Raw genomic sequence first — 20,787 nt, 5'->3', positions numbered from 1 at the left:
TCCTTTCTTAAAAAACAAATTAATTTTATTTTTGTTTATGTAAATAGTTTGTGACCATGCCAATCACTCTTGTTAAATTTTCCTCTTGTAACTTGTTATCTTTCCCTGTTCCTGTACCTAATACATACAATCTGCCATCATTGTCAACTTCTCCACAACTAATGACGATTGCTTTATCAAAATGTGCCATTGCACTTTGAAATTGCATACCTTCATCTATTTTAACGACTTCAATATTCTTTTTATTTGGATCACATTTCACAACTTCCTGTGCCATTTTTCTGTTTTGTGGGCGATATCCAATTTGTAATGTACTTCCCTTGCCTATACAATCTAAACAAATGATATTTGGATTTTTTCCAGCATCTTTAAATTCTTTACCAGCAATATCAGCACCTAAATAACGTGTTTTATTTTTATCTGTAAATAAGAACCCAACTTTTTTTCTTTCATCCTTGCTTAATGCCTCCGCAATATCTAATGCTGCTATGATAGATGCAGAATTACGTGTAAAATTCTTTGTATTTCTAATTCCATGTGTCATAAAATATACTAGAAATAGCAACAGCAGAAACATAATCAATGAAATCATTGCGGTCATGATAGGGTTTGTCGTCATCTTTCCACCAAAGAATACAAATATTAAGATGATTGCATATAATGCTACAATTGGCACAAAGGTTGCGGCCATCGTTTTGCTGGCTGTTTTTTCTCCATCAAATGGAAAATAAAAAACCTTATTCCATATTTTACGCTCTGGTGTATCATATGGCACAACAATGACAGTTTTCGCATTTTTTATATTTCCAAAGAAATAATCTTTCGCTTTATTCAACCATTTTCTTCCTTCGATTTCTTTCATTTCATAACCTAATTCAGAAAATTCTTTTGCGATTTCATCCTTGAATTTATTTTTTTGTTTTCTTGAAAAACGTGTCCCAAATTGCTTGGTATATTTTTCGATACGGTTATCGTTCATTTTCATTTCCTCCTTGCGAATGACACTATTATACATGAAAAAGCTCTAATTTAAAACCCGTTAATCAAAAAAGTACCTGTGGGCTTCAGGTACTATTCTGTAATTTCTATAATTTTTTCGAAAGGGTTATTATATGCTTTTATGTATACAAGAGGTTTTCCACTCTTGCTGGTTATTACAGTTTCCACTCTAATAATAGGAGTATTCATTTTTATCTTCAAAAGATTTGCGAATTGTACTGGTACCAGCATAGGAATAAAACGCTGAATAATACGTCCATCTTTCAGATACGCATTTAAATCTAATAATTGTCTTAGATTATTCAATTCCGATTCGCTGATACTGCTTCGTATAAAAAATATCTCTTCCACACTAATAGGTTTTGTGTTAAGGGTATTCAAACGCAAGACAATTAGTGTCATTTCGTCTGGACTGATTTCAAGTCGTTCCGCTATTTCAGGACCAGCTTCATCAGCCTTTTTTACATTAAAATATAATACGTTAAATTCACTGATATCTTCCTGTAACAAAGCTGAAACAGGAGTTTTCTTAACAAATTTTCGATCCGCAACAAATGTTCCTTTATTTTTATCACGGTACAAAAATCCTTCTTCTACAAGTTCATTTATTGCATTACGCACAGTCATACGGCTAGCATCAAATCTAACCGCCATTTCACGCTCAGAATCGATAGGCGAATTTGCAGGTTTATCTTCAATTTCCTGTAAAATCATTTCTTTGATCTTACGATAGATTGGAGTCGCCATATTTTCACCTTACCTTTCTTTTTTTAACGCATGAAACCGAATGACCTCCAAGGCTTAATGTAATCTAATAACATAATTTCATCAGCTGGAATATGTCCAATGACATTCTTTCTACCATCATTAGGCATATCTTTCAAAACAATATGAAGTTCACCTTTATAACGAGAATATTCATCATTTACAATGACAACATCTCCACGTTTTAAATCTCTTGTATTTTTTGGTGGAACACTTTCTTTTGCGAATGTTACACGAGGCATTGTGCTTCGTGCCATATATTCACTCATGTCACCACGTACAAAGTGTGGATGCTCAAACAGAATCTTTTCCTCTGTTGGATGAAGTTCTGCTTCATAGTCGATTTTGAAAGTTAATAGACCTGGATCAATTGTTGAAAGTGTTTTCAACTCATCTTCAGTTGCATATGCATTTGCTATTATAACATCATCTACCAGTCTTGTGGCAAATAAATGTCTAGCCTGCACATCAATTGGCAAGTCCCTGTGTATTTCCAAAGTACATAATCCTTCATTTACAGGCCAAGGACCATAAGTTCCTTCTGCCTGAGAACTAACGAATGCTGCAACTTTTACATTCAAATTTTTAATATCCTTACTGCATTTTTCAAAATGTTCATAACTGATTCCACTAAATCTCTGTGGATAGAAGTTATGGCAAGTAATAATGTTATCCAGCTTTGGATAGTGACTCATAATATTGTCTAAGTATTTCGTACCTAAACTTGCGTTAATTTCGATTTTCAAATTTTCTTTGTTATAGCTCATTAAAGCTTCCTTTAATGAATCAAATCCTTCATCTAGACGAATCCCATCCGCATGCATTTCTTTGAAAAAAGATAAATCATCATAAGAAACGCCTAATTTTTCAAATACAAATGGCGCTACGTCAAGGATGACTTCCATTCCATAACTATGAGCGTGATCAATTAATTCACGGAATTCGCGTAAAATTTCTTCACGTTCTTTTTCAACACTTAACAGACAAGTAAAAATTCTTTTGAATCCGTATTTTGCTGCAAGTGTAACATATGCCTTATCCTTTTCTAATGTCGAATGTTCTGGATATAGTGATATCCCTAATCTAGCCATGATTAGCCTCCTTTAGAGCGCTATTTCTTTTCTTCTTGCTCAGGAATAGCTTCCTCTTTATTTTCTATTTTTTCATTTTCTTTTTTTTGATCAAGTATGCTTTTCTCAATGGCACGCAACAATTTTGTTGCCTTCTTCTTAGCACCACGGTTATAGAAGAAAGACATAATCTTGAAGTTTACTGCTTTTGTTCCGGTAGCAGCATCAAATCCTTCACGATATGTTACCCCAATGTGATCAGCATCAAGTTGTTCGATTTCATAAGCGATATAATTTACACCTTGAGAACTTTCAAATTTAGCCTCATATTTTACAGGCTCCTCAAATTCTGTTATGGTTACCTTAACAGATCCTTTTCTTCCTGTTTTGTTTTTCAGGGTTTTCGTATAAGTATAACCTTTTTTAATCTGTTTTGGTCTTACATTTTTACCTGTTGCCTGTGTAATATCATAAGCTAATGAAGTTTGTAATACTTCCCAAAATTCACTAGCACCTACATATAATTTTTCACATACTTCCATATCTATATCTCCTTATCTTTTCTTAGCCGGCTTATTACTTGACTTTGCATTCTTTTTGTCTTTATATACTAACACAAAACCTGCAATAGCGACAAGTACTCCAGCTAAACAAGTTGATAAAGATACTCCTGAATCTTTTGTTGTTTGCGAAAATATAATCATAATACATCCAATACTTGCTAAAAATAAACCCCAGCGTGTCATAATATCACCTTTTCTTATTGTTATCTTTCTATTGCCTTTTTATTTTACTTCAAAATTGAAATAAAATATAGATTTTTTACTGTTATTTTTTATTTATCAGTAATTTGGAAATACATAACACTTCCAATTTGAGTACCTTTGATAGCTGCTTTAGCGATAGCCATTGCTTTTGCAACATCATCTGTATTAACAGTAAATTCTAGTTTAATTCCTTTTTTTCCTTCGTATTTATAAGAAATACCTTCTTCAGTAGATTTTTCTAATAAATCGATGATAAAATCCTGATTCAGTCCACAACTGATGTAAATTTTGTTTTCCATGATCAAATCTCCTTTTTCCTAACCTATTTCTTAATTTCCTTATATAAATCGATAAATTCCTGTGCTAAAATTTTGAAAGCTTCTGCGCTCATCAACTGGTCTTCTGCATGTGTTAATAATAAAGTCATCTGAGTAACTTCACCACTAGCTTCCTGCTGAATCAACTGAGCATGTGCATGATGTCCTGTTGTGAAATTTTCATTACCTTCATTAATTTTCTGTTCTGCTGCTTCAAAGTTTCCTGCTTTTGCTTCCTGAATAGCTTCAATAAATAAGCTTCTAGCCATTCCTACTGACGAAATAATCTGAAAACAAGTTAATTCTAATCCTTCCATTAATAAGTACCTCCTCTTATAAAAGCAATTAAGGAAGAAAGAACACGATCTTTCTTCCTTATTTACTTTTGTCTATATTAGTTTTTTTATTCCTGAGTTGTATCCATGCGGTTTGCAACGATAACGAATGGGATCCAGCATAATGTAGCAACTACTAAGTTGATAGCAGCAATTACACCGGCCATGATGTTACCACCTGTAGCTAAGATAGCGTAAATTACTGGTGGAACTACCCAAGGAACTGTAATGAATACTGGTGGAATTAATCCAGCAGCTGTAGCACCATAAGCGATTAGAGCCAGGATAACTGGTGTAATCAACCATGGAATGAAGTAAATTGGATTTAATACGATTGGTAAACCGAAGATAACTGGTTCGTTGATGTTGAAGCATCCCATTGGGAAACTTAATTTAGCAACTGCTCTGTTATCATCACGTTTAGAGAAGATGAAGATTGCGATTAATAATGCGATTGTACATCCTGAACCACCCATCCAAATGAATGCATCGAATGATCCACGAGTCCATGTGAACATTGTTGGGATAAGATCGCTTAATGATTTTCCAGCGTCCATACCTACGTTATAGATATCTGTATTTTTGTTCAATAGAGGGATATAACCACCATCTAAGATTGGTGACAATACGTTTGGTCCATGTAAACCAAAGAACCAGAATAACTGAACTGCAAATACGATAATTACGATTGTCAATGGTCCCTGAGATAAGTTCTGGAATGGAGCCTGTAAGAATTCCATGATTAATTCTGGAAGGCCGTTTCCTGTTGTCATTGTACAAATCTGCTGAATAATACCTGCTGCATAAATTGCTGCAGTACCTGGAATAATTGCTGCGAATGCTTTAGATACAGCTGGTGGTACTTGTTCTGGCAATTTGATAGTAACTTTTTTGATCATCAGTTTTGAATAGATCATAACTGAGATTAAACCAACGATTAATGCTGTAAACAGACCTTGAGCGTTTGTCCATGCATATGGCAGGAATCCCCAACCACCTACATTATTTAATACAACAGCATTATTAGCAGCATCAGCAACTACGTCTAAGCCTAGTCCCTGTAATACTGATAATGAATCTGGTGTAACGCCTGGCAATGTATAAGCAATTCCGCTTGCACTCTGTGATAATACAGTAATGAAAGCAGCTGTAGAAACTAAACCACCTGCAAGAGGGTTAGTATCATATGATTTTGCTAATGTGTAACCAAATGAGAATGAGAATGCAATTGCAAGCATTGCAAGAGTTCCCCACCAAACACATCCATTGATTCCGATCAACCAGCTGAAAGTATCAGCGATGTGAAGATCTGGTAAGTAGTTGTTTGGTAAGTCACGGAAGAATACGTTTAATAATGTAGCGATAGCACCTGCCATTGTAACTGGCATAATCCCGATGAAACCATCACGGATTGCTACAAGGTGTCTTTGAGAACCGATTTTGGCAGCGATTGGCACAAAATGTTTCTCCATCCATGCTGTGAATTTTTCCATTTTTTCTTTCTCCTCCTAAAAATGAAATATTTTTTTACACTGTCCGACAAACTAGCCTTATTTGCCGATTAGTGACAATGCTTGTTTTAAGACTTTCTCACCGTTCATTGTTCCATAAGATGCCATATCAATGACCTGAACAGGTTTTGCGTCTTTTACTAAGTCCTTCATCTTCTTTTCTAAGAAACGAACCTGAGGCCCAAGCATAATAACGTCTGCTTTAGGTGCATTGGTTGGTGATTCTGCATCTCCGACCGCCCAAATATTTGCTTCAATGCCGTCTTTAGCAGCAGCCTCCTGCATTTTCTTTACCAACATACTTGTTGACATACCAGCAGAGCAAACTAGCAGTATATTAACCATGAGATGTCCTCCTTTCTGGTGGTCTATACCACCTCAGTACACACATATAATACACCGGATATTGAAATAATGCAAGCGTTTTCTTTAAATTTTTGTTATTTTTGTGTGATAGCTTCCCCCACGTTCTCACAAAAAGTGTTAAAAAGCCTTTAAAATAAAGGTTTTAAGCACTTCCATTTTTTTTGTTTTTTTTCAACTTTTTTGTGTTTTTCTTCTAAATTTTATGCTTTTTTTATCTATTTTAGACCATTTTACCATAACTTTTGTGGTATAAACCATGGTATGTGCGTGATTAATATGTGATTTTTCGGTGTAAAAATTTAGACCATGCAATTGACATAAAAAAAGGAAGTTTTTTATTCTTCCTCTTCCTGAAATTGACTATTATATAGTTTTTCATAAAATCCTTTTTGTTCCATTAAGGACTCATGTGTCCCTTGCTCCACAATATCTCCATTTTGGATAACCAATATTAAATCAGCATTACGAATGGTGGAAAGACGATGTGCAATCACAAAGCTAGTTCTGCCCTTCATAACTTTCTGCATTGCATCCTGCAACATTTTTTCTAATCGTGTATCAACACTGCTGGTTGCTTCATCCAAAATTAAAATAGATGGATTTTTTAAAATTGCTCTGGCAATCGTCAATAATTGTTTCTCTCCCTGGGAGATGTTATTTGCTTCTTCATTAATAAAGGAATGATATCCCTCAGGTAACGTTCTGATAAAATGATCAACATTTGCCATTTTTGCTGCTTCTACAATTTCATCATTTCGTGCGTCTAATCTTCCATACCGAATATTATCATACACACTACCATTAAACAGCCAGGTATCCTGTAATACCATACCAAACATACTTCGTAATTCGCCACGTTTCATATCCCGGATATCCACACCATCAATTTTGATGCTTCCGCCTTTGACATCATAAAAACGTAGTAACAGGTTAATTAAGGTAGTTTTGCCAGCACCGGTTGGTCCAACAATAGCAACCATTTGACCACTCTTTACTTCTAAGTTTAAGTCTTTCATTAATATTTCATCATTATAACCAAATTTCACATGTGAAAAGCTAACATTGCCTTTTACATTTTCTAATGTTTCCGCAGGCTGTTTCTCTGCGACTTCTTCTGGTTCATTCAACACATCCATGACACGTCCTAATGCCGCAAAGGCACTTTGTATCTGGGAGGATAGATTGCTAACCTGGGATAATGGATCATTGACCTGCCAGATATATCGTACAAAGGCCTGTAAATTACCAACCTGAAGTCTTCCATGAATGATATCAATGGTACCAACAACAGCAACAACACCAATGGTACAATAGGTCACAAAAGAATTTAATGGTCCAATAGCACTGGATACAAACTGCGCACGACTAGCATTTTTTCTTAAATTTTCATTGATAGTTTTGAATTTATGAATACTTTCTTCCTGTTTGTTATAAAGCAGGATTTCATTATACCCGGTATACATCTCCGTAATAGCGCCATTTAAATCTCCCAAAGCATTTTGCTGTGCCTGAAACAGTTTCTGGCTTTTTCTTACCACAAATTGCGTAATGAGCAAAGTCAATGGAATGATCATAAAAGCAATACATGCCATGGTCACGTTGGTTGAAAACATCATAAACAATGCCATAAGAATGGTTAAAATACCACTTAGCACCTGTAAAACACTTTGTTGAAGTGCATTTGAAATCGCATCAATATCATTGGTGATTCGACTTAATACATCTCCATAGTGATGTGAATCAAAGTAACGTACAGGAAGTTTTCTAATTTTATTCATCATGGCACTTCTCAAATCCCGCATAGAATGCTGAATTGCATTGGTCAGCCAGATTGTACCAAATGCCTGCGAGAATGTTTTTGCTAAATAAAATCCAAACAAAATTGTCATATAACGAAGCACCTGATCAAAATGTACCTGAATGCTTGTTTTATTTTCTAAACTTGTAGTAACATCTTGCATTAACCGTGTTGTGATCTTTCCTTCATATCCTGGCGCAAGTCCCAAGGATACGGTTGTTACAATAATCATAAGGACAACACCAAACAGCTGCCATTTATATGGTGCAATGAACGGCATCAATCCTTTGATATCACGTTTTGCTTTTGATAACTTATGTTTATTCATGAGCAAGTTCCTCCTCACTTAATTGAGATAGAGCAATTTCATGATAGATTTCGCAATTTTTCAATAATTCTTTATGGGTTCCCATACCTACAATATTTCCTTCGTTTAATACGACGATTTTATCTGCATCCATAATAGAAGAAATACGCTGGGCAACCACCATAACAATTGCTTCTTTGGTTTCTTTTTTCAATTCATGACGTAAAACAGCATCCGTTTTAAAGTCCAACGCACTGAAAGAATCATCAAATATATAAATTTCAGGTTTTCTGATGATAGCACGTGCTATAGATAAACGCTGCTTCTGTCCCCCTGATACGTTGGTTGCTCCTTCTGATATTTCTTCATCAAAACCATGCTCTTTTTCCATAATAAAGTCATATGCCTGAGCAACACGTGCTGCATGTATGATTTCTTCATCACTTGCATCTTCTTTTCCAAAACAGATATTCTCTTTGATACTGCCACTAAACAAGAATGCTTTTTGTGGAATGACACCTAATTTGCTTCTTAGTTCTTTTACATCATAATCACGGATATCAATACCATCAATATAAATCGTACCTTTGCTTACATCATAGAAACGTGGAATCAGATTGATTAACGTACTCTTTCCAGATCCTGTACTTCCGATAAAGGCTATGGTTTCTCCTTTTTTCGCTTCAAAGCTGATATCTTTTAATACCGCTTCTTCACCATCAGGATACACAAAAGTCACATGATCAAAGCGAATCGTTGTTTCATTTTTCGCTTCTTTTGTTTCCGATTTTGATTTAATCAATGGATCTACATCAAATACCTCTTCAATACGTTTGGCACTGACTTCAGCACGTGGATACATCATAAACACGGTACAAAATAACATGATACTAAACATGGCATGGAATAAGTAGTCTAAAAAGGCTACCAATTGTCCAACCTGTAAAGATCCATCCGCTATTAAATGAGCTGCGACCCAGAATATACATAAACCTGCGATATTCATCAATAAAAAGAATACCGGCTGTGTCAATGACATTAATTTAAACAGTTTCTTAGAATATCCGGTGAATTTTTCATTTGTACCTTCAAATCGGTTTTGTTCATATGCATCATTATCAAATGCACGAATGACTCTGATCCCACTTAAATTTTCTCTTGAAATACGGTTTAATTCATCTAATGATGTCTGCTGATTTTCTGAAATCGGCTTACTAAATTTTGCGACAGCAAATACTCCTAAAATAATAAATGGTATCGTTGCCGCAATAATGCCAGATAATGGCAATGACGCTCTTGCCGTCATGATAAAACTGAATATAAACATAACCGGAGTCATTAAGGCCGTTCTAAGTAATACATTGACAAACATCTGTATCTGAAATGCATCATTGTTTGTTCTTGTAATCATAGAGCTAATGCCAAATTGATTAAACTCATGTGCTGTAAATTTCTGTGCTTTTTCAAAAATATCATTTCTGATATCTCTGGTGATATTGGTAGAAATTTTTGCACAACAAAATCCTAATAATATCGTCATGGATACACCGATAATTGAAATTAGTAATATCACAAGTCCCATCTGAATCAGATAATTTTCATCACTTCGCAAAACACCCTGGTCAATCATTTCTGCAATGATTGTTGGAATACCCAGCTCCACCAGTGCGAATCCGAAAACAGATATTACATTGATAAACACCAGCAGTTTATATTTTTTCAAATAATGTAATATTAATCGCATATTATCCCTTCCCTTCTTGATTTCTTCGTGAAACTACCTTATCATAAACTATAAGGTAACCTTATAGTCAAGAGAGGATTGTGATTTTTTTGAAGAAAAATAAATATTTAACCGCAGGTGAGTTCGCTAAAATCTGTGATATACCAAAACACGTCTTATTTCATTATGACGATATTGGTTTATTTCAACCAGAGTACAAAGCTGAAAATGGTTATCGTTATTACAGCTACCGTCAATATGATACGTTCTTAGTTATTATGAATTTAAAAAAGATGGGCATGTCTTTAAAAGATATCAAAGTTTTTTTAAGTAAACGGGATCCTTCTTTATTTTTATCCTTATTAGAAGATAAGTTTGAAGAAATTGATTCCTTGATTGAATATTTAAAAGGTGTAAAATCAATGATGCAATGGATGAAAGACAGTACACAGGAGGCATTATGTCATAAAGATGATCCCATCAGTATCACACATCTACCACAGCGAATTATTTTATGCAGTGATAACATGGAGAATTCCAATAATACCTCATTTGTGAATTTCATGCAGGAATATATCCAGTTTATCAAAGAGAATAATATCAATATGCAGCAAAGTGTTGGCAACATGATCAGTGTAGAGGCTATTCGCAATCAGGATTATTTAAATTTTTCTTATCTTTATGTCGATGTTGATATTGAAATCCCTGAAAAGACGAGAGTTTGTAAAGAGCGAGATTATATATGTGGATGGCACCATGGTCCTTATGATACCATTACTGATACATATGATCAAATGATGGCCTATGCGATGCAAAATAATATAAAGCTGGGTACATTTGCATATGAAGAATATCTGATTGCGGATATTGCACAGATGAATCATAATGAATATGTGACTCGTATCCTTATAGAAATTGATGCATAACATAGTACATTTTACTTTTTTCTTCCATTCATGTATCATAATCGACCACTTGTGAGCATTGTATCTTCTAATTCATATTTTTTCTTATAATATATATAGAAAATGATGATATAAAACATGAGAGGACAGATATTATGAAAAAAAATATTCAACATGAAGATTTCACAGAATTTAAAGGTATCGGCCATAAAGAAATTATACTTTTTTCTATTACATCAATGTCTACTGATTATACTGCGAATATGAATTTTCTCATTAGCAGAATGTATAAAGTCGCAAAAGCCAATGATATTGATGTTAGCATCCATATGGATAGTGCTTCTAAGATTGAAAGTCGTGGAAAAAATGCCGATATTATCTTATTGACACCAGAACTATTTGCAATGTTAGATGAGATACAAAAGAAATTACCTGATAAAGTTGTCAAAGTTATTGATCGGAAAGATTATGGATTTTTAAATGGTGAGCATGTCTTAAAAATGGCATTATCATAAACAAAGCCGTATCATCTATTGAAAAGGTGATACGACTTTTCTTTATTATTTAAGTATTTTAAGAGCTTTTTCTAAACATTCTTCATCAAATACATCTGGGCATACAACACAATGTCCTGGAAAATGGGACTCCATGTTGATATCATCTAATATAACATACGCATCAATATCAGGATGTGCATGGAGATATTCTTCAATGGATGGTTCTTTAAGAAAACTGGATGCCATAGGTGCGATATCAATTACCGCATCTTTTAAGCCATGAATATGAAACATCTGTTTAAAATCTTTTATGGTATGCATAAACCGCCATGAGGATGATACAACGATATATGCGCCCGTTTCATCAACTAATTTTTTTAAACGCTTCATTGCATCTTTATCAAAGCCTTCATAAGAAGCCAGTAAATCTTTGGCATTGGCATCTTCATAATAGCTATCTGTAGCGATCAATTTGGCTTTTACACGATCTTGATTCATTTTTAAACGACCACGATGAAAACAAGGATATAATACCCCATCAATATCCTGAAAAATAATTTTCTTCACACCTATCACCCTCTCTACCATAAGTATATCGTATTATGTTTGAAAAGTAAGTGTTTTCATAGGTAAATTTTACATATGGAAAGCTTGCTTTCCATTCTGATATATTGTATACTGGTAATGTAAAGTTAGCTTTCCATTTGAGGTGAAATATGAAAAACAGACTGGAAGAAATAAGGAAACGAAAAGGAATTAGTCAGGAAGATCTGGCAAAAGCCCTGGAAGTATCGCGTCAGACGATTGGTTCTTTAGAGAATGGACGATATAATCCCTCTATTTTACTAGCGTTTAAAATTGCCCATTATTTTCATATGCGCATAGAAGATATCTTTATTTATGAGGAGGAATGATGTATGAATCACAAAAAAATTATGATACCTATTGTTTTACTTGGAAATTTGATTTCGATTGCTATCCTTATGTTTACCTTATATATTTTTATCACAAAACCGGCTTTCTTAGAAACGATTTTTCCTGATGCTGGAAATGCACCACTTGCTTTTTTGATTATTGGAATTACCTTATTGATTGCATCTAATCGTCCATGGGGAAGACTCATTCAAAAAGATACTATGCCAAGCGAAAAACGCATTGAAAGAAATGATGAACGTAATATCCAGATTGAACAAAAATCTGATCAGTTAGCCTTTCAATTTTTGAGTTTGGCAATACTATACGCAATCTGTATTCTTAGTATTTTAGGATATCTAAATGATACTCTTAACTTGATATTTGTGGGAATTGTCACAATTTCCTTACTGATCAAATATCTATCAAAACGCTATTTTTCTAACCGCTTATAAAAAATCAACCATGACGGTTGATTTTTTTATTTAAAAACTGGCATTTTTCGTATAGCAACATAAGCTAAACCACATGCAATGATAAATACGATGATGAAATTTATCACAGGTGCTACCAAATTCACAGAACCTTGTAGTCCAAAGAAATATAATACAAAATCAAAGATAGCTGACATTACAACACCCTGCAACAAATAATGATCAATCGCTGGTATCAGTGTTACTAATGCAATTGGAAATGCAATAAATATGACGATTCTTGAAAACTTAGATAAGCGGAAATTAATGATCGTAATCAATAATGCAACTGCACCGATGATACAATAGATACCCCACAGCCATAAGAACTGCATAATCAAAGGCTGTGATCCATATAGCTGCATAAATAATGATGAATAATTCATTATACTAGAAGTTGCGATTGCCAGTATAATTTCAACAATAGAAATAATCGCTCCTACTGCAAGAAACTGACATGTATAAAGTTTGATAAGTGATTTTCGTGAATATCCATTCTGTAAGAAAAATTTAAAATCATCTAAGATGGAATATACCCCTAAAAATCCCATAAACACCATGGAATTACTTTCCATAGCTGACATATTTGTTTTTTGATTCCCTGATAAAACAAATATCACAACCATCGCCAAACGAATCGCAATCATGATACTGTAATATATACCTACTGCCTTGAAACTGGAGCATATCTGATATTTAAATGCTTGTTTTAATCTCATATTTCTCCCTCTTTCTTTGTTAATTCCACAAACAATTTTTGTAGATTTAATGGATTGATTTCCATTGTATCTTTTAATGAAGTTTTATCTACTTCCCCCATGATGTAAGCTATCTTTAATCCACCTAAGACATCGTAGCCAAGTACATGTTTCCCTTCACAATAGGTATCAATATCTTTTGCAAGTCCAGAAACACTATAACCTGCCGCAAGAATATCTTCTATCGGTTGATTCACAATCACTTTACCATTTTTTAAAATGATGATTTCTTCTATCAGATTAGCGATTTCCTCAATCAGATGAGTCGCAATCACAATGGTCTGCTGTTTTTCCATATAAGTTTCTAACAACAGCTTGTAAAACATTTCACGATGATTGGCATCCAATCCAAGTACCGGTTCATCCAGAAAAACATAAGGAACATCTAAGGACAACGCAATGATCAGTTTATAGATTGATTGATAACCCGTTGATAAATCTTTTACTTTTTTGTTGATATTTAATTCAAATTTTTTCGCAAGTTCTTTTGCTTTTTCCATGTTGAAGCAGCCATAAAATTCATCTGTCCAGTGAAACACATCTTTTACCTTCATAGATTTTGGATACATATCTTCTTCACTCATCAAATACATCTGATGCAATACTTCATCATTCTCCATTACTGGCTGATCATTTAAATAAATCACACCATCATCAGGGAAGATACGATTGGTCATAGCTTTTAATAAAGTCGATTTCCCTGCGCCATTTCTTCCCAGCAAGCCATAGATTTTACCTGCTTCAAAGTTAAGATCCACATGCTCCAATGCGTAAATATCCCCATAACGTTTTGTTATATTCGCTACATTAATTGCTTCCATTTCCATACCCTCTTTCTATCAGTCGTATAATCTCTTCATAACTCATGCCAAGCTTCTTTGCTTCTTCCACCAGACTTTCTATATATGTATCATAGAAATTTTTCTGACGTTTTTCTCTGATTTTCTGTACAGCGCCTTCTTTCACAAACATCCCCAATCCTCTCTTTTTGTATATCATGTCTTCATCAACAAGAATATTCATTCCTTTTAAAACGGTATGTGGATTGATTTTCCACATGGCTGCCATTTCATTCGTACTTGGTATCTGAGCTTCTTCTTCAAAAATACCAGTAAAAATATCATCCTCTAATCCTTCTGCAATCTGAAGGAATATTGGTTTATCACTTGCAGGATCGATTCGCATCACCATCCTCCTTTCTGTCATCGGTATGTTATTTAGTTTGTTAGTTGAGTAACTAACTTACAAACTTAGTATATATGATACATTCTCATCTGTCAATAGATTAACAAAAAAAAAGATATTCCCATTTATGAGAATACCTTACAGTTCTATTTCATTGTTATCCTTTAATATTTGTACATATTTTTCAAAACTTAATGGACAATTAAAATAAATTTTTAAAGTCTTTCTTATCTAACTTCAATTGTTTTTTCATGCAATTTATTAAATGATCATTAATATCTTGTTGATTATGGCTTGTATGCGTATTGATTGATGTTCTTTTACCATTGATATATAAAAAGTAAAAATTATGATCTTTTGGTTCTTCTTTAAACTTTTTTTTCTTTAAAGCTCCCCTTACTTGGTAAGCATTAAATACTGTCATTTCTTAACTCATTCTAAGGTATCAATTAACATATTCCTTAATTTTATAGCATCTTTAGATAATTCATCTTTGTCACATTCCACATACATTTTCCATTGAACAATTAAACTCATGGCGATATCATCCATTAATTCTTCTTCCGTTTTTCCTGAACAGAATAAATTTAATTTTTTATCATCTGCATAATAATATTCATCCTCGATATAGTAATGAATAAAATATCCTCTTTTAAATTCAAGTGCCTTATCTTTATATTTTACCTTTTTTAAGTAAAATTGGTTTTGTAATATGGCAGCTGGTTCATAGTGTTTTTTTATAGCATTCGCAGTCTTCATATAGCACCAGCTCCTTTGTTTTATAATAACATTCTTTTAACTATTTGTATAGAAAAAGATATTCCCATTTATGAGAATACCTTACAGTTCTTTTTTCTTCATGATTTTATTTGAAATAACAATGGCGATTGCTTCTATGCCTAAACTGATTGGAAGTATCAGATATGACAGATACTGGTCTAAAAATACTGTAATTCCACTCAGATCAGGCTCTCCAAATACTTTTCCAAGTAACCCGCCAATAAAACCAAGTCCAAGAAAAGTTACCAGAAATACAATTCTACCCTTTTCTGAGCCATATTTAAACATGATAATCAAAATAATGGATGCCAAGATGTTGACAATCATACTGGCAATATATGTGTATTCTAAGAAATATACAGGACTGAAGTTCACAAATTTATCAGGTGCCAGCATAGCAATTCCATTTGCGAATAAGTTACTGATGATTAAGACAATGACTAAAAATAAATTAGATATCAAAAACTTGGAAATAACCAGATCTTTACGATCAATAGGAAGTGTCAATGCAAAATTATTGAAATGCGCCATATCATCATATGCAAAGCTGCTAATGACGATAAATATTCCTAAAAAACATGTTCCAAATGCTAATAGATCCGTAGATCCATCTTGATAACCAAGAACCGCAAACAACAAAGGAATTAGAAAATAAATTTTTAAAGAACTTCCAACATTGTAGAAATCTTTTTTCATCAACCCAATCATAAACGTTCTCCTTTCACTGTAAACAACATGATATCTTCTAAGGATGCCTGATCAATAATCGCATCAGGAATTTTTCTTAGTATCATATCTTTATTTTTGACCAATACATCTAATGTAAATGAAGATTTACGATATGCCACATATTCATCTTCCTTCAATGCTGTAAATATTTCTGGCGTTGTTTTTAAGATACCATAGCTTTCCAGTAATTCATCCTTTTGTTCACTTAAAACAATCTCACCTTTATGGATAAATGTTACATAATCTGCTACTTTTTCAATATCACTGGTGATATGAGAAGACAGGAAAATACTGTGTTCTTCATCCTGGATAAAATCCATAAAAACATCCAGAATTTCATCACGAATAATTGGATCCAGTCCACTGGTTGCTTCATCTAAAATCAATAGCTTTGGATGATGTGCAAGTGCCATTGTGATATTAAGTTTCATGCGCATTCCTTTTGAATAATCTTTGATACGTTTATCTTTAGGAAGCTGAAAATTTTGAAGTAATTCATGATAATATGCACAATCCCATGTTTGATATACGCTGGATAATACATGCTCAATTTGCACAGGGTTCATATTTTCAGGAAAACTGCTTTCTGATAAAACCACGCCAATATCATGACGAATTGTTTTTCCATCTTTTATTGCATCTTTCCCAAATACTGTGATTTCTCCACCATCGATATGAATCATATTCAGAATCGCTTTGATGGTTGTGGTCTTGCCTGCGCCATTTTCTCCAATGAATCCCATAATGACACCTTTGGGAATTGTTAAAGATAAATCTTTTATTTGAAAGCCAGGATAGCTTTTCTTCATATGTTTTATTTCCAGTATGCTTTCCATACTTATGCCTCCTTATATATGAGTGATAGAATATCAACTAATTCTTCATAGGCGATACCACTTGTTTTGGAGATGTCACAGGCCTTGCTTAACAATTCCTCTATCTGGCGATATCGTTCTTCCTTAATCAGTTCTTTATTTCTGCCAGCCACAAAGCTTCCTTTTCCAGTTACGGTTTCAATAAACCCTTCACTTTCTAATTCTTCATAAGCCCGCTTTGTTGTGATAACGGATATACGCAAGTCTTTCGCAAGTACACGCATAGATGGAAGAGCGTCCCCTTCTTTTAAAACATCTGTCATGATCAGCTGTTTTATCTGTGCGACAATTTGCTCATAGATTGGCTTTCCGCTGGCATTGCTAATAATGATATTCATAACTTCACTCCTTCATCCAATCATCAAAGTGTATATATTGGACATATACAATATACAATGTATATACACAGTTGTCAATAGGTTTAGAAATATTTTATCTGTTCATACTAATAAAAAAGAATGGAGGAATCATCATGGAAGAATTTGATTTACATGAAAAAGTTGCTTTGGTATCCGGTGCCAGCCAAGGTATGGGATATGCAATGGCATTAACACTTGCACGTCATGGCGCAGATATATTTGGTGTCAGTATTGGCGATGATCAGGATTTAAAGAAAGAGGTAGAAGCAATGGGGCGACGATATCATTCCCTTACGATATCACTTACGACACCGGGTGCTATCTATACTTTAATGAAAGAAGTGTTGGCTGCTTATGGACATATTGATATCTTATTGAATTTTGCGGGTATCATGAAAAAGGAAGATACCTTGAACATTCATAAACAAGAATGGGAAATGACAATGGATATCAATGTGAATGCGGCATTTATCTTAGCACAGGAAGTGATCAAGCAGTTTATAAAACAGGGATGTGGCGGTAAAATCATCAATGCCAGTGGTATATTGCCAAAACATACTTCTCAATATTGTGCGTATTATACAAGTAAAGGTGCCGTTGATGCTATGACACGTTATTTGGCGATGGAATTTGGAAAAGATGATATTCAGGTCAATGCTATTGTTTTTGGTTTTATGACAACTGGAACTTCTTTAATGGCTGGTGATGGCAACCATTATGATGAAAGTATCTTACATGATATACCCGCAAAACGTTGGGGCTGTTACAAAGATGTGGATGGATTATTATTGTTATTAGCCAGTAAACAGAGCAATTATATCAATGGCGTATGTATACCTGTGGATGGTGGCTATTCTATACAAAAATAAATCAGTGAGCGTATCACTGATTTTTTCATCTATTGTAATAGATTATCAAGTAAAAATATTAATAAAACACCAATCACAATAATCAGCATGATGAAATGGTAAATATCATAATGTACTGGATGTTTCATGAGCTGCCCCCTTCTCTATAGCATAAGAAAGAGGGACTTTTTTGTGTAGGCGCTTAAAAATTTGGAAATTGATATCGAAAACGTTACATTTTGGAGAGTTTTTGGACTCTATTTACAATAATTTAACTCACTATAGAAAAATATATATTATTTGTTATAATTACCTTAGCTGGTGTGTCATGGAAATGACGATATAAGAAAGGTGGTATTTATGAAATCTGAATTTGGAAGAATTTTTCAAATTGCTTTAGAAAGAAGCGGCTATTCACAAAAAACGGCAGCTGATCTGCTGCACGTTACTCCACAAACTATAAATTCTTACCTTAATGGAAGAAGCATTCCTAATATTGAAACATTTAGTGCCATGATGAAATACTTTGGTATTGATATGTTAGAAGTATTTGACCTTGATCCGATTCCTAAACAAGAAGAATTCAACCGTGAAAAGATTTGTGAAATCGCTAAAAACTTAAGTACTCAGCAAATCACACTGCTTAAAGGAATCTTATTATATTTTCATGCAATTAATACAAGTAGTATTTAGCACACAAATGATACCAGATATACCACAACACATGCGGCAACTGCGACACTTAACAATCCTTTGCCTTTATAGGCAAGAAATAAAGCAGCAATTGCTCCACATGTAGAAGCAATCATATTTCCTGAAGCTGTAAAAATAGCTGGAAATGTCATTGCACCCAATACCGCATAAGGTACATAAAATAAAAATGATTTAATAAACTGACTCTTGATTTCCTTTTGAAAAAAAGTGAGTGGAATCATACGGATCAAATAGGTCACAAGCGCCATAATCAGCATATAAGGTAAATATTGTGTCATGATGACACCTCCTCAACTGGAAAAAAGTATGCGCCAAAGCCACTGGCTGCGACAGTACAAATTATAATGACAAAACCAGAGCTGATTGGTAAAATATCCTGTAATAATGAGAAAATACAGCTCATGATAATAGATAAAATCAAAACGATACGTACAGAACGAAATTTTTCTGCAGGTGGAATAATAATCGCAAGAAACATACCATAAATCGCAATACTTAAAGCTGAACGAATACTTTCTGGCAATAATGTACTGGCCGCTCCGCCAATAAAAGTGCCAAGTGTCCAACAGGCCATAGGAAATGCGATTAAACCATACATATATTTTTTGCCAACACGCTCATAAGTACTGCTGGCTAACGCAAAAATTTCATCCGTTACCCCATAAGAAACTATTGCACGCTGTGCTGTTGTCATTTTACGATCAACTTTTTGTGATAATGATAAAGACATCAGCGCATAACGTAAATTGATAATAAATTGTGATAAGGCAAGCTCGATATAAGAACCCTGTGCCATGATGAGTGCCAAACCTGAAAACTGACCTGCACTTGTCAAATTGGTTAAGGATATTAAAACTGCAACTTCTAATGGCATTCCCTGTGATACTGCCATCATGCCAAAGGTAAAAGATACAGAAATATACCCAAGTCCTATAGGTACGCCATCCTTAATACCCTGCATAAAGTGATTTTGTACATGCTCCATGTAGAATCTCCCCTTTTTTAGTCTATATTATATCGCATTATGTTGGAATTTCAAACAATTCATGAAAAAAAGAATCAAATTTTACATATCTGATTCTTCTTTATCACTATTTAAAATGATACAAAAAGTTAATCTTCAATCTGCCAGTCAATTGGTGTTTTCCCATGCTCCTTCAAAAAAGCATTTGCTTTTGAAAAATGACGACATCCAAAAAAGCCATAATCCGCACTATAAGGACTTGGATGTGAACAAGATAAAATCAAATGGGAAGGATTTGTGATAAGCGCTGTTTTTGCTTTGGCATTCTTTCCCCACAAAAGAAAAACAATGGGTTCTTTTCGCTCATTCAATTTGCGTATAATTTCATCAGTTAATATTTCCCAGCCTTTTTGCGCATGAGAATTTGCCTGTCCTCTGCGTACAGTCAACACGGTATTCAACAGTAGTACACCTTCTTTGGTCCATTTTGTCAATTCTCCATGTGAGGGTATCTTACATCCTAAATCATTATGTAATTCCATAAAAATATTTTGAAGACTTGGTGGCGGTGTTACTCCCTTTTTCACAGAAAAACATAATCCATGTGCCTGATTAGGACCATGGTAAGGGTCCTGTCCTAATATCACCACTTTTACATCCTGATATGCTGTATATTTCAACGCATTGAAGATATCATACATATCTGGATAAATGGTTGCTGTTTTATATTCATGTGCAATGAAATTACGTAATTTCCGATAATATTCTTTATCAAATTCTCCATCTAAAACCTGATCCCAGTCATTTCCTATATGTACCATTTTTATCAC

At 34.0% G+C, this 20,787-nt stretch carries 29 protein-coding genes; 6 read left to right on the top strand and 23 right to left on the bottom strand.

Annotation, left to right across the window (positions count from 1 at the left end; translation table 11 throughout):
• Window positions 1-25: 25 nt before the first annotated feature.
• The 11 genes from DW114_RS11665 to DW114_RS11615 all read right to left on the bottom strand — a co-directional run bounded on the left by DW114_RS11665 (window position 26) and on the right by DW114_RS11615 (window position 9,979).
• Window positions 26-979: a hypothetical protein gene (locus DW114_RS11665; RefSeq protein ID WP_117453927.1), complete on the bottom strand. Its 954-nt coding sequence runs from the start codon at window positions 977-979 to the stop codon at window positions 26-28.
• Window positions 980-1,071: 92 nt separating this feature from the next.
• Window positions 1,072-1,746 carry a GntR family transcriptional regulator gene (locus DW114_RS11660; protein ID WP_117453926.1) on the bottom strand — a complete coding sequence of 225 codons (675 nt, stop codon included), beginning with the start codon at window positions 1,744-1,746 and terminating at the stop codon, window positions 1,072-1,074.
• 23 nt (window positions 1,747-1,769) lie between these two features.
• The gene (locus DW114_RS11655; RefSeq protein WP_117453925.1) at window positions 1,770-2,855 is read right to left on the bottom strand and encodes a DUF871 domain-containing protein; all 1,086 of its coding nucleotides are present in this window, start codon (window positions 2,853-2,855) and stop codon (window positions 1,770-1,772) included.
• A 20-nt stretch (window positions 2,856-2,875) separates the two neighbouring features.
• Window positions 2,876-3,376, bottom strand: coding sequence for a DUF3284 domain-containing protein (locus tag DW114_RS11650; protein WP_117453924.1), 501 nt, complete (start codon window positions 3,374-3,376; stop codon window positions 2,876-2,878).
• Between the two features lie 12 nt (window positions 3,377-3,388).
• Window positions 3,389-3,580 (bottom strand): hypothetical protein, encoded by a 192-nt coding sequence (locus DW114_RS11645; protein WP_117453923.1) that lies wholly within the window; start codon window positions 3,578-3,580, stop codon window positions 3,389-3,391.
• An 89-nt stretch (window positions 3,581-3,669) separates the two neighbouring features.
• Window positions 3,670-3,900, bottom strand: a complete 231-nt coding sequence (locus tag DW114_RS11640; RefSeq protein ID WP_117453922.1) for a hypothetical protein — start codon at window positions 3,898-3,900, stop codon at window positions 3,670-3,672.
• 23 nt (window positions 3,901-3,923) lie between these two features.
• On the bottom strand, window positions 3,924-4,235 hold the full coding sequence (locus DW114_RS11635) for a PTS lactose/cellobiose transporter subunit IIA (RefSeq protein ID WP_117453921.1): 312 nt from the start codon (window positions 4,233-4,235) through the stop codon (window positions 3,924-3,926).
• An 86-nt stretch (window positions 4,236-4,321) separates the two neighbouring features.
• Entirely contained in the window at window positions 4,322-5,746 is a 1,425-nt protein-coding gene (locus DW114_RS11630) for a PTS sugar transporter subunit IIC (RefSeq protein ID WP_117453920.1), read from the bottom strand.
• Window positions 5,747-5,803: 57 nt separating this feature from the next.
• Window positions 5,804-6,109 (bottom strand): PTS sugar transporter subunit IIB, encoded by a 306-nt coding sequence (locus tag DW114_RS11625; protein ID WP_117453919.1) that lies wholly within the window; start codon window positions 6,107-6,109, stop codon window positions 5,804-5,806.
• 356 nt (window positions 6,110-6,465) lie between these two features.
• On the bottom strand, window positions 6,466-8,256 hold the full coding sequence (locus DW114_RS11620; protein ID WP_117453918.1) for an ABC transporter ATP-binding protein: 1,791 nt from the start codon (window positions 8,254-8,256) through the stop codon (window positions 6,466-6,468).
• On the bottom strand, window positions 8,249-9,979 hold the full coding sequence (locus DW114_RS11615; RefSeq protein WP_117453917.1) for an ABC transporter ATP-binding protein: 1,731 nt from the start codon (window positions 9,977-9,979) through the stop codon (window positions 8,249-8,251). Before DW114_RS11615 ends, DW114_RS11620 begins: the two co-directional genes overlap by 8 nt.
• Before the next feature lie 89 nt (window positions 9,980-10,068).
• On the opposite strand from DW114_RS11615, the gene DW114_RS11610 reads away from it, so the two are divergent.
• The gene (locus DW114_RS11610) at window positions 10,069-10,884 is read left to right on the top strand and encodes a MerR family transcriptional regulator (RefSeq protein WP_117453948.1); all 816 of its coding nucleotides are present in this window, start codon (window positions 10,069-10,071) and stop codon (window positions 10,882-10,884) included.
• Window positions 10,885-11,018: 134 nt separating this feature from the next.
• Window positions 11,019-11,378 carry a hypothetical protein gene (locus DW114_RS11605; RefSeq protein ID WP_117453916.1) on the top strand — a complete coding sequence of 120 codons (360 nt, stop codon included), beginning with the start codon at window positions 11,019-11,021 and terminating at the stop codon, window positions 11,376-11,378.
• Between the two features lie 45 nt (window positions 11,379-11,423).
• On the opposite strand, the gene DW114_RS11600 is transcribed toward DW114_RS11605, so the two are convergent.
• A complete protein-coding gene (locus DW114_RS11600) occupies window positions 11,424-11,927 on the bottom strand; it encodes an HAD domain-containing protein (protein WP_117453915.1) in 504 nt (167 codons plus the stop codon).
• 149 nt (window positions 11,928-12,076) lie between these two features.
• Between DW114_RS11600 and DW114_RS11595 the strand changes: the two genes are divergently transcribed.
• Window positions 12,077-12,274, top strand: coding sequence for a helix-turn-helix transcriptional regulator (locus tag DW114_RS11595; RefSeq protein ID WP_117453914.1), 198 nt, complete (start codon window positions 12,077-12,079; stop codon window positions 12,272-12,274).
• 3 nt (window positions 12,275-12,277) lie between these two features.
• The gene (locus tag DW114_RS11590) at window positions 12,278-12,727 is read left to right on the top strand and encodes a hypothetical protein (protein ID WP_117453913.1); all 450 of its coding nucleotides are present in this window, start codon (window positions 12,278-12,280) and stop codon (window positions 12,725-12,727) included.
• Between the two features lie 26 nt (window positions 12,728-12,753).
• On the opposite strand, the gene DW114_RS11585 is transcribed toward DW114_RS11590, so the two are convergent.
• The 8 genes from DW114_RS11585 to DW114_RS11550 form a co-directional block, all read right to left on the bottom strand.
• Window positions 12,754-13,464, bottom strand: coding sequence for a hypothetical protein (locus DW114_RS11585; RefSeq protein ID WP_117453912.1), 711 nt, complete (start codon window positions 13,462-13,464; stop codon window positions 12,754-12,756).
• Complete coding sequence (locus tag DW114_RS11580) at window positions 13,461-14,324, bottom strand: ATP-binding cassette domain-containing protein (protein WP_117453911.1); 864 nt, start codon at window positions 14,322-14,324, stop codon at window positions 13,461-13,463. The genes DW114_RS11585 and DW114_RS11580 overlap by 4 nt, the downstream gene beginning before the upstream one ends.
• Window positions 14,311-14,688 (bottom strand): GntR family transcriptional regulator, encoded by a 378-nt coding sequence (locus DW114_RS11575; RefSeq protein ID WP_117453910.1) that lies wholly within the window; start codon window positions 14,686-14,688, stop codon window positions 14,311-14,313. The genes DW114_RS11580 and DW114_RS11575 overlap by 14 nt, the downstream gene beginning before the upstream one ends.
• 202 nt (window positions 14,689-14,890) lie before the next feature.
• Window positions 14,891-15,112, bottom strand: coding sequence for a type II toxin-antitoxin system HicA family toxin (locus tag DW114_RS11570; protein WP_117453909.1), 222 nt, complete (start codon window positions 15,110-15,112; stop codon window positions 14,891-14,893).
• A gap of 8 nt (window positions 15,113-15,120) precedes the next feature.
• On the bottom strand, window positions 15,121-15,447 hold the full coding sequence (locus tag DW114_RS11565) for a hypothetical protein (protein ID WP_117453908.1): 327 nt from the start codon (window positions 15,445-15,447) through the stop codon (window positions 15,121-15,123).
• Window positions 15,448-15,528: 81 nt separating this feature from the next.
• Window positions 15,529-16,176, bottom strand: a complete 648-nt coding sequence (locus DW114_RS11560; RefSeq protein WP_117453907.1) for an ABC-2 transporter permease — start codon at window positions 16,174-16,176, stop codon at window positions 15,529-15,531.
• Window positions 16,173-17,033 carry an ABC transporter ATP-binding protein gene (locus DW114_RS11555; RefSeq protein WP_117453906.1) on the bottom strand — a complete coding sequence of 287 codons (861 nt, stop codon included), beginning with the start codon at window positions 17,031-17,033 and terminating at the stop codon, window positions 16,173-16,175. Before DW114_RS11555 ends, DW114_RS11560 begins: the two co-directional genes overlap by 4 nt.
• Window positions 17,034-17,035: 2 nt before the next feature.
• Window positions 17,036-17,410: a GntR family transcriptional regulator gene (locus tag DW114_RS11550; RefSeq protein WP_117453905.1), complete on the bottom strand. Its 375-nt coding sequence runs from the start codon at window positions 17,408-17,410 to the stop codon at window positions 17,036-17,038.
• A 134-nt stretch (window positions 17,411-17,544) separates the two neighbouring features.
• Between DW114_RS11550 and DW114_RS11545 the strand changes: the two genes are divergently transcribed.
• Together DW114_RS11545 and DW114_RS11540 are read left to right on the top strand one after the other, a co-directional pair.
• Window positions 17,545-18,300 carry an SDR family oxidoreductase gene (locus tag DW114_RS11545; protein WP_117453904.1) on the top strand — a complete coding sequence of 252 codons (756 nt, stop codon included), beginning with the start codon at window positions 17,545-17,547 and terminating at the stop codon, window positions 18,298-18,300.
• A gap of 339 nt (window positions 18,301-18,639) precedes the next feature.
• Window positions 18,640-18,972 (top strand): helix-turn-helix transcriptional regulator, encoded by a 333-nt coding sequence (locus tag DW114_RS11540; RefSeq protein ID WP_117453903.1) that lies wholly within the window; start codon window positions 18,640-18,642, stop codon window positions 18,970-18,972.
• Here the strand turns inward: DW114_RS11540 and DW114_RS11535 are convergent.
• The 3 genes from DW114_RS11535 to DW114_RS11525 form a co-directional block, all read right to left on the bottom strand.
• Window positions 18,969-19,271 (bottom strand): AzlD domain-containing protein, encoded by a 303-nt coding sequence (locus DW114_RS11535; RefSeq protein ID WP_117453902.1) that lies wholly within the window; start codon window positions 19,269-19,271, stop codon window positions 18,969-18,971. The two genes, DW114_RS11540 and DW114_RS11535, sit on opposite strands and share 4 nt — an antisense overlap.
• Entirely contained in the window at window positions 19,268-19,978 is a 711-nt protein-coding gene (locus DW114_RS11530; RefSeq protein WP_117453901.1) for an AzlC family ABC transporter permease, read from the bottom strand. The genes DW114_RS11535 and DW114_RS11530 overlap by 4 nt, the downstream gene beginning before the upstream one ends.
• A 128-nt stretch (window positions 19,979-20,106) precedes the next feature.
• Window positions 20,107-20,778 (bottom strand): uracil-DNA glycosylase, encoded by a 672-nt coding sequence (locus DW114_RS11525; protein ID WP_117453900.1) that lies wholly within the window; start codon window positions 20,776-20,778, stop codon window positions 20,107-20,109.
• Window positions 20,779-20,787: the final 9 nt, after the last annotated feature.

This window comes from Absiella sp. AM09-50, from assembly GCF_003433845.1.
Taxonomy (GTDB): Bacteria; Bacillota_I; Bacilli_A; order Erysipelotrichales; family Erysipelotrichaceae; genus Hoskinsella; species Hoskinsella hominis.
This window is presented reverse-complemented; position numbering and strand designations above follow the sequence as displayed.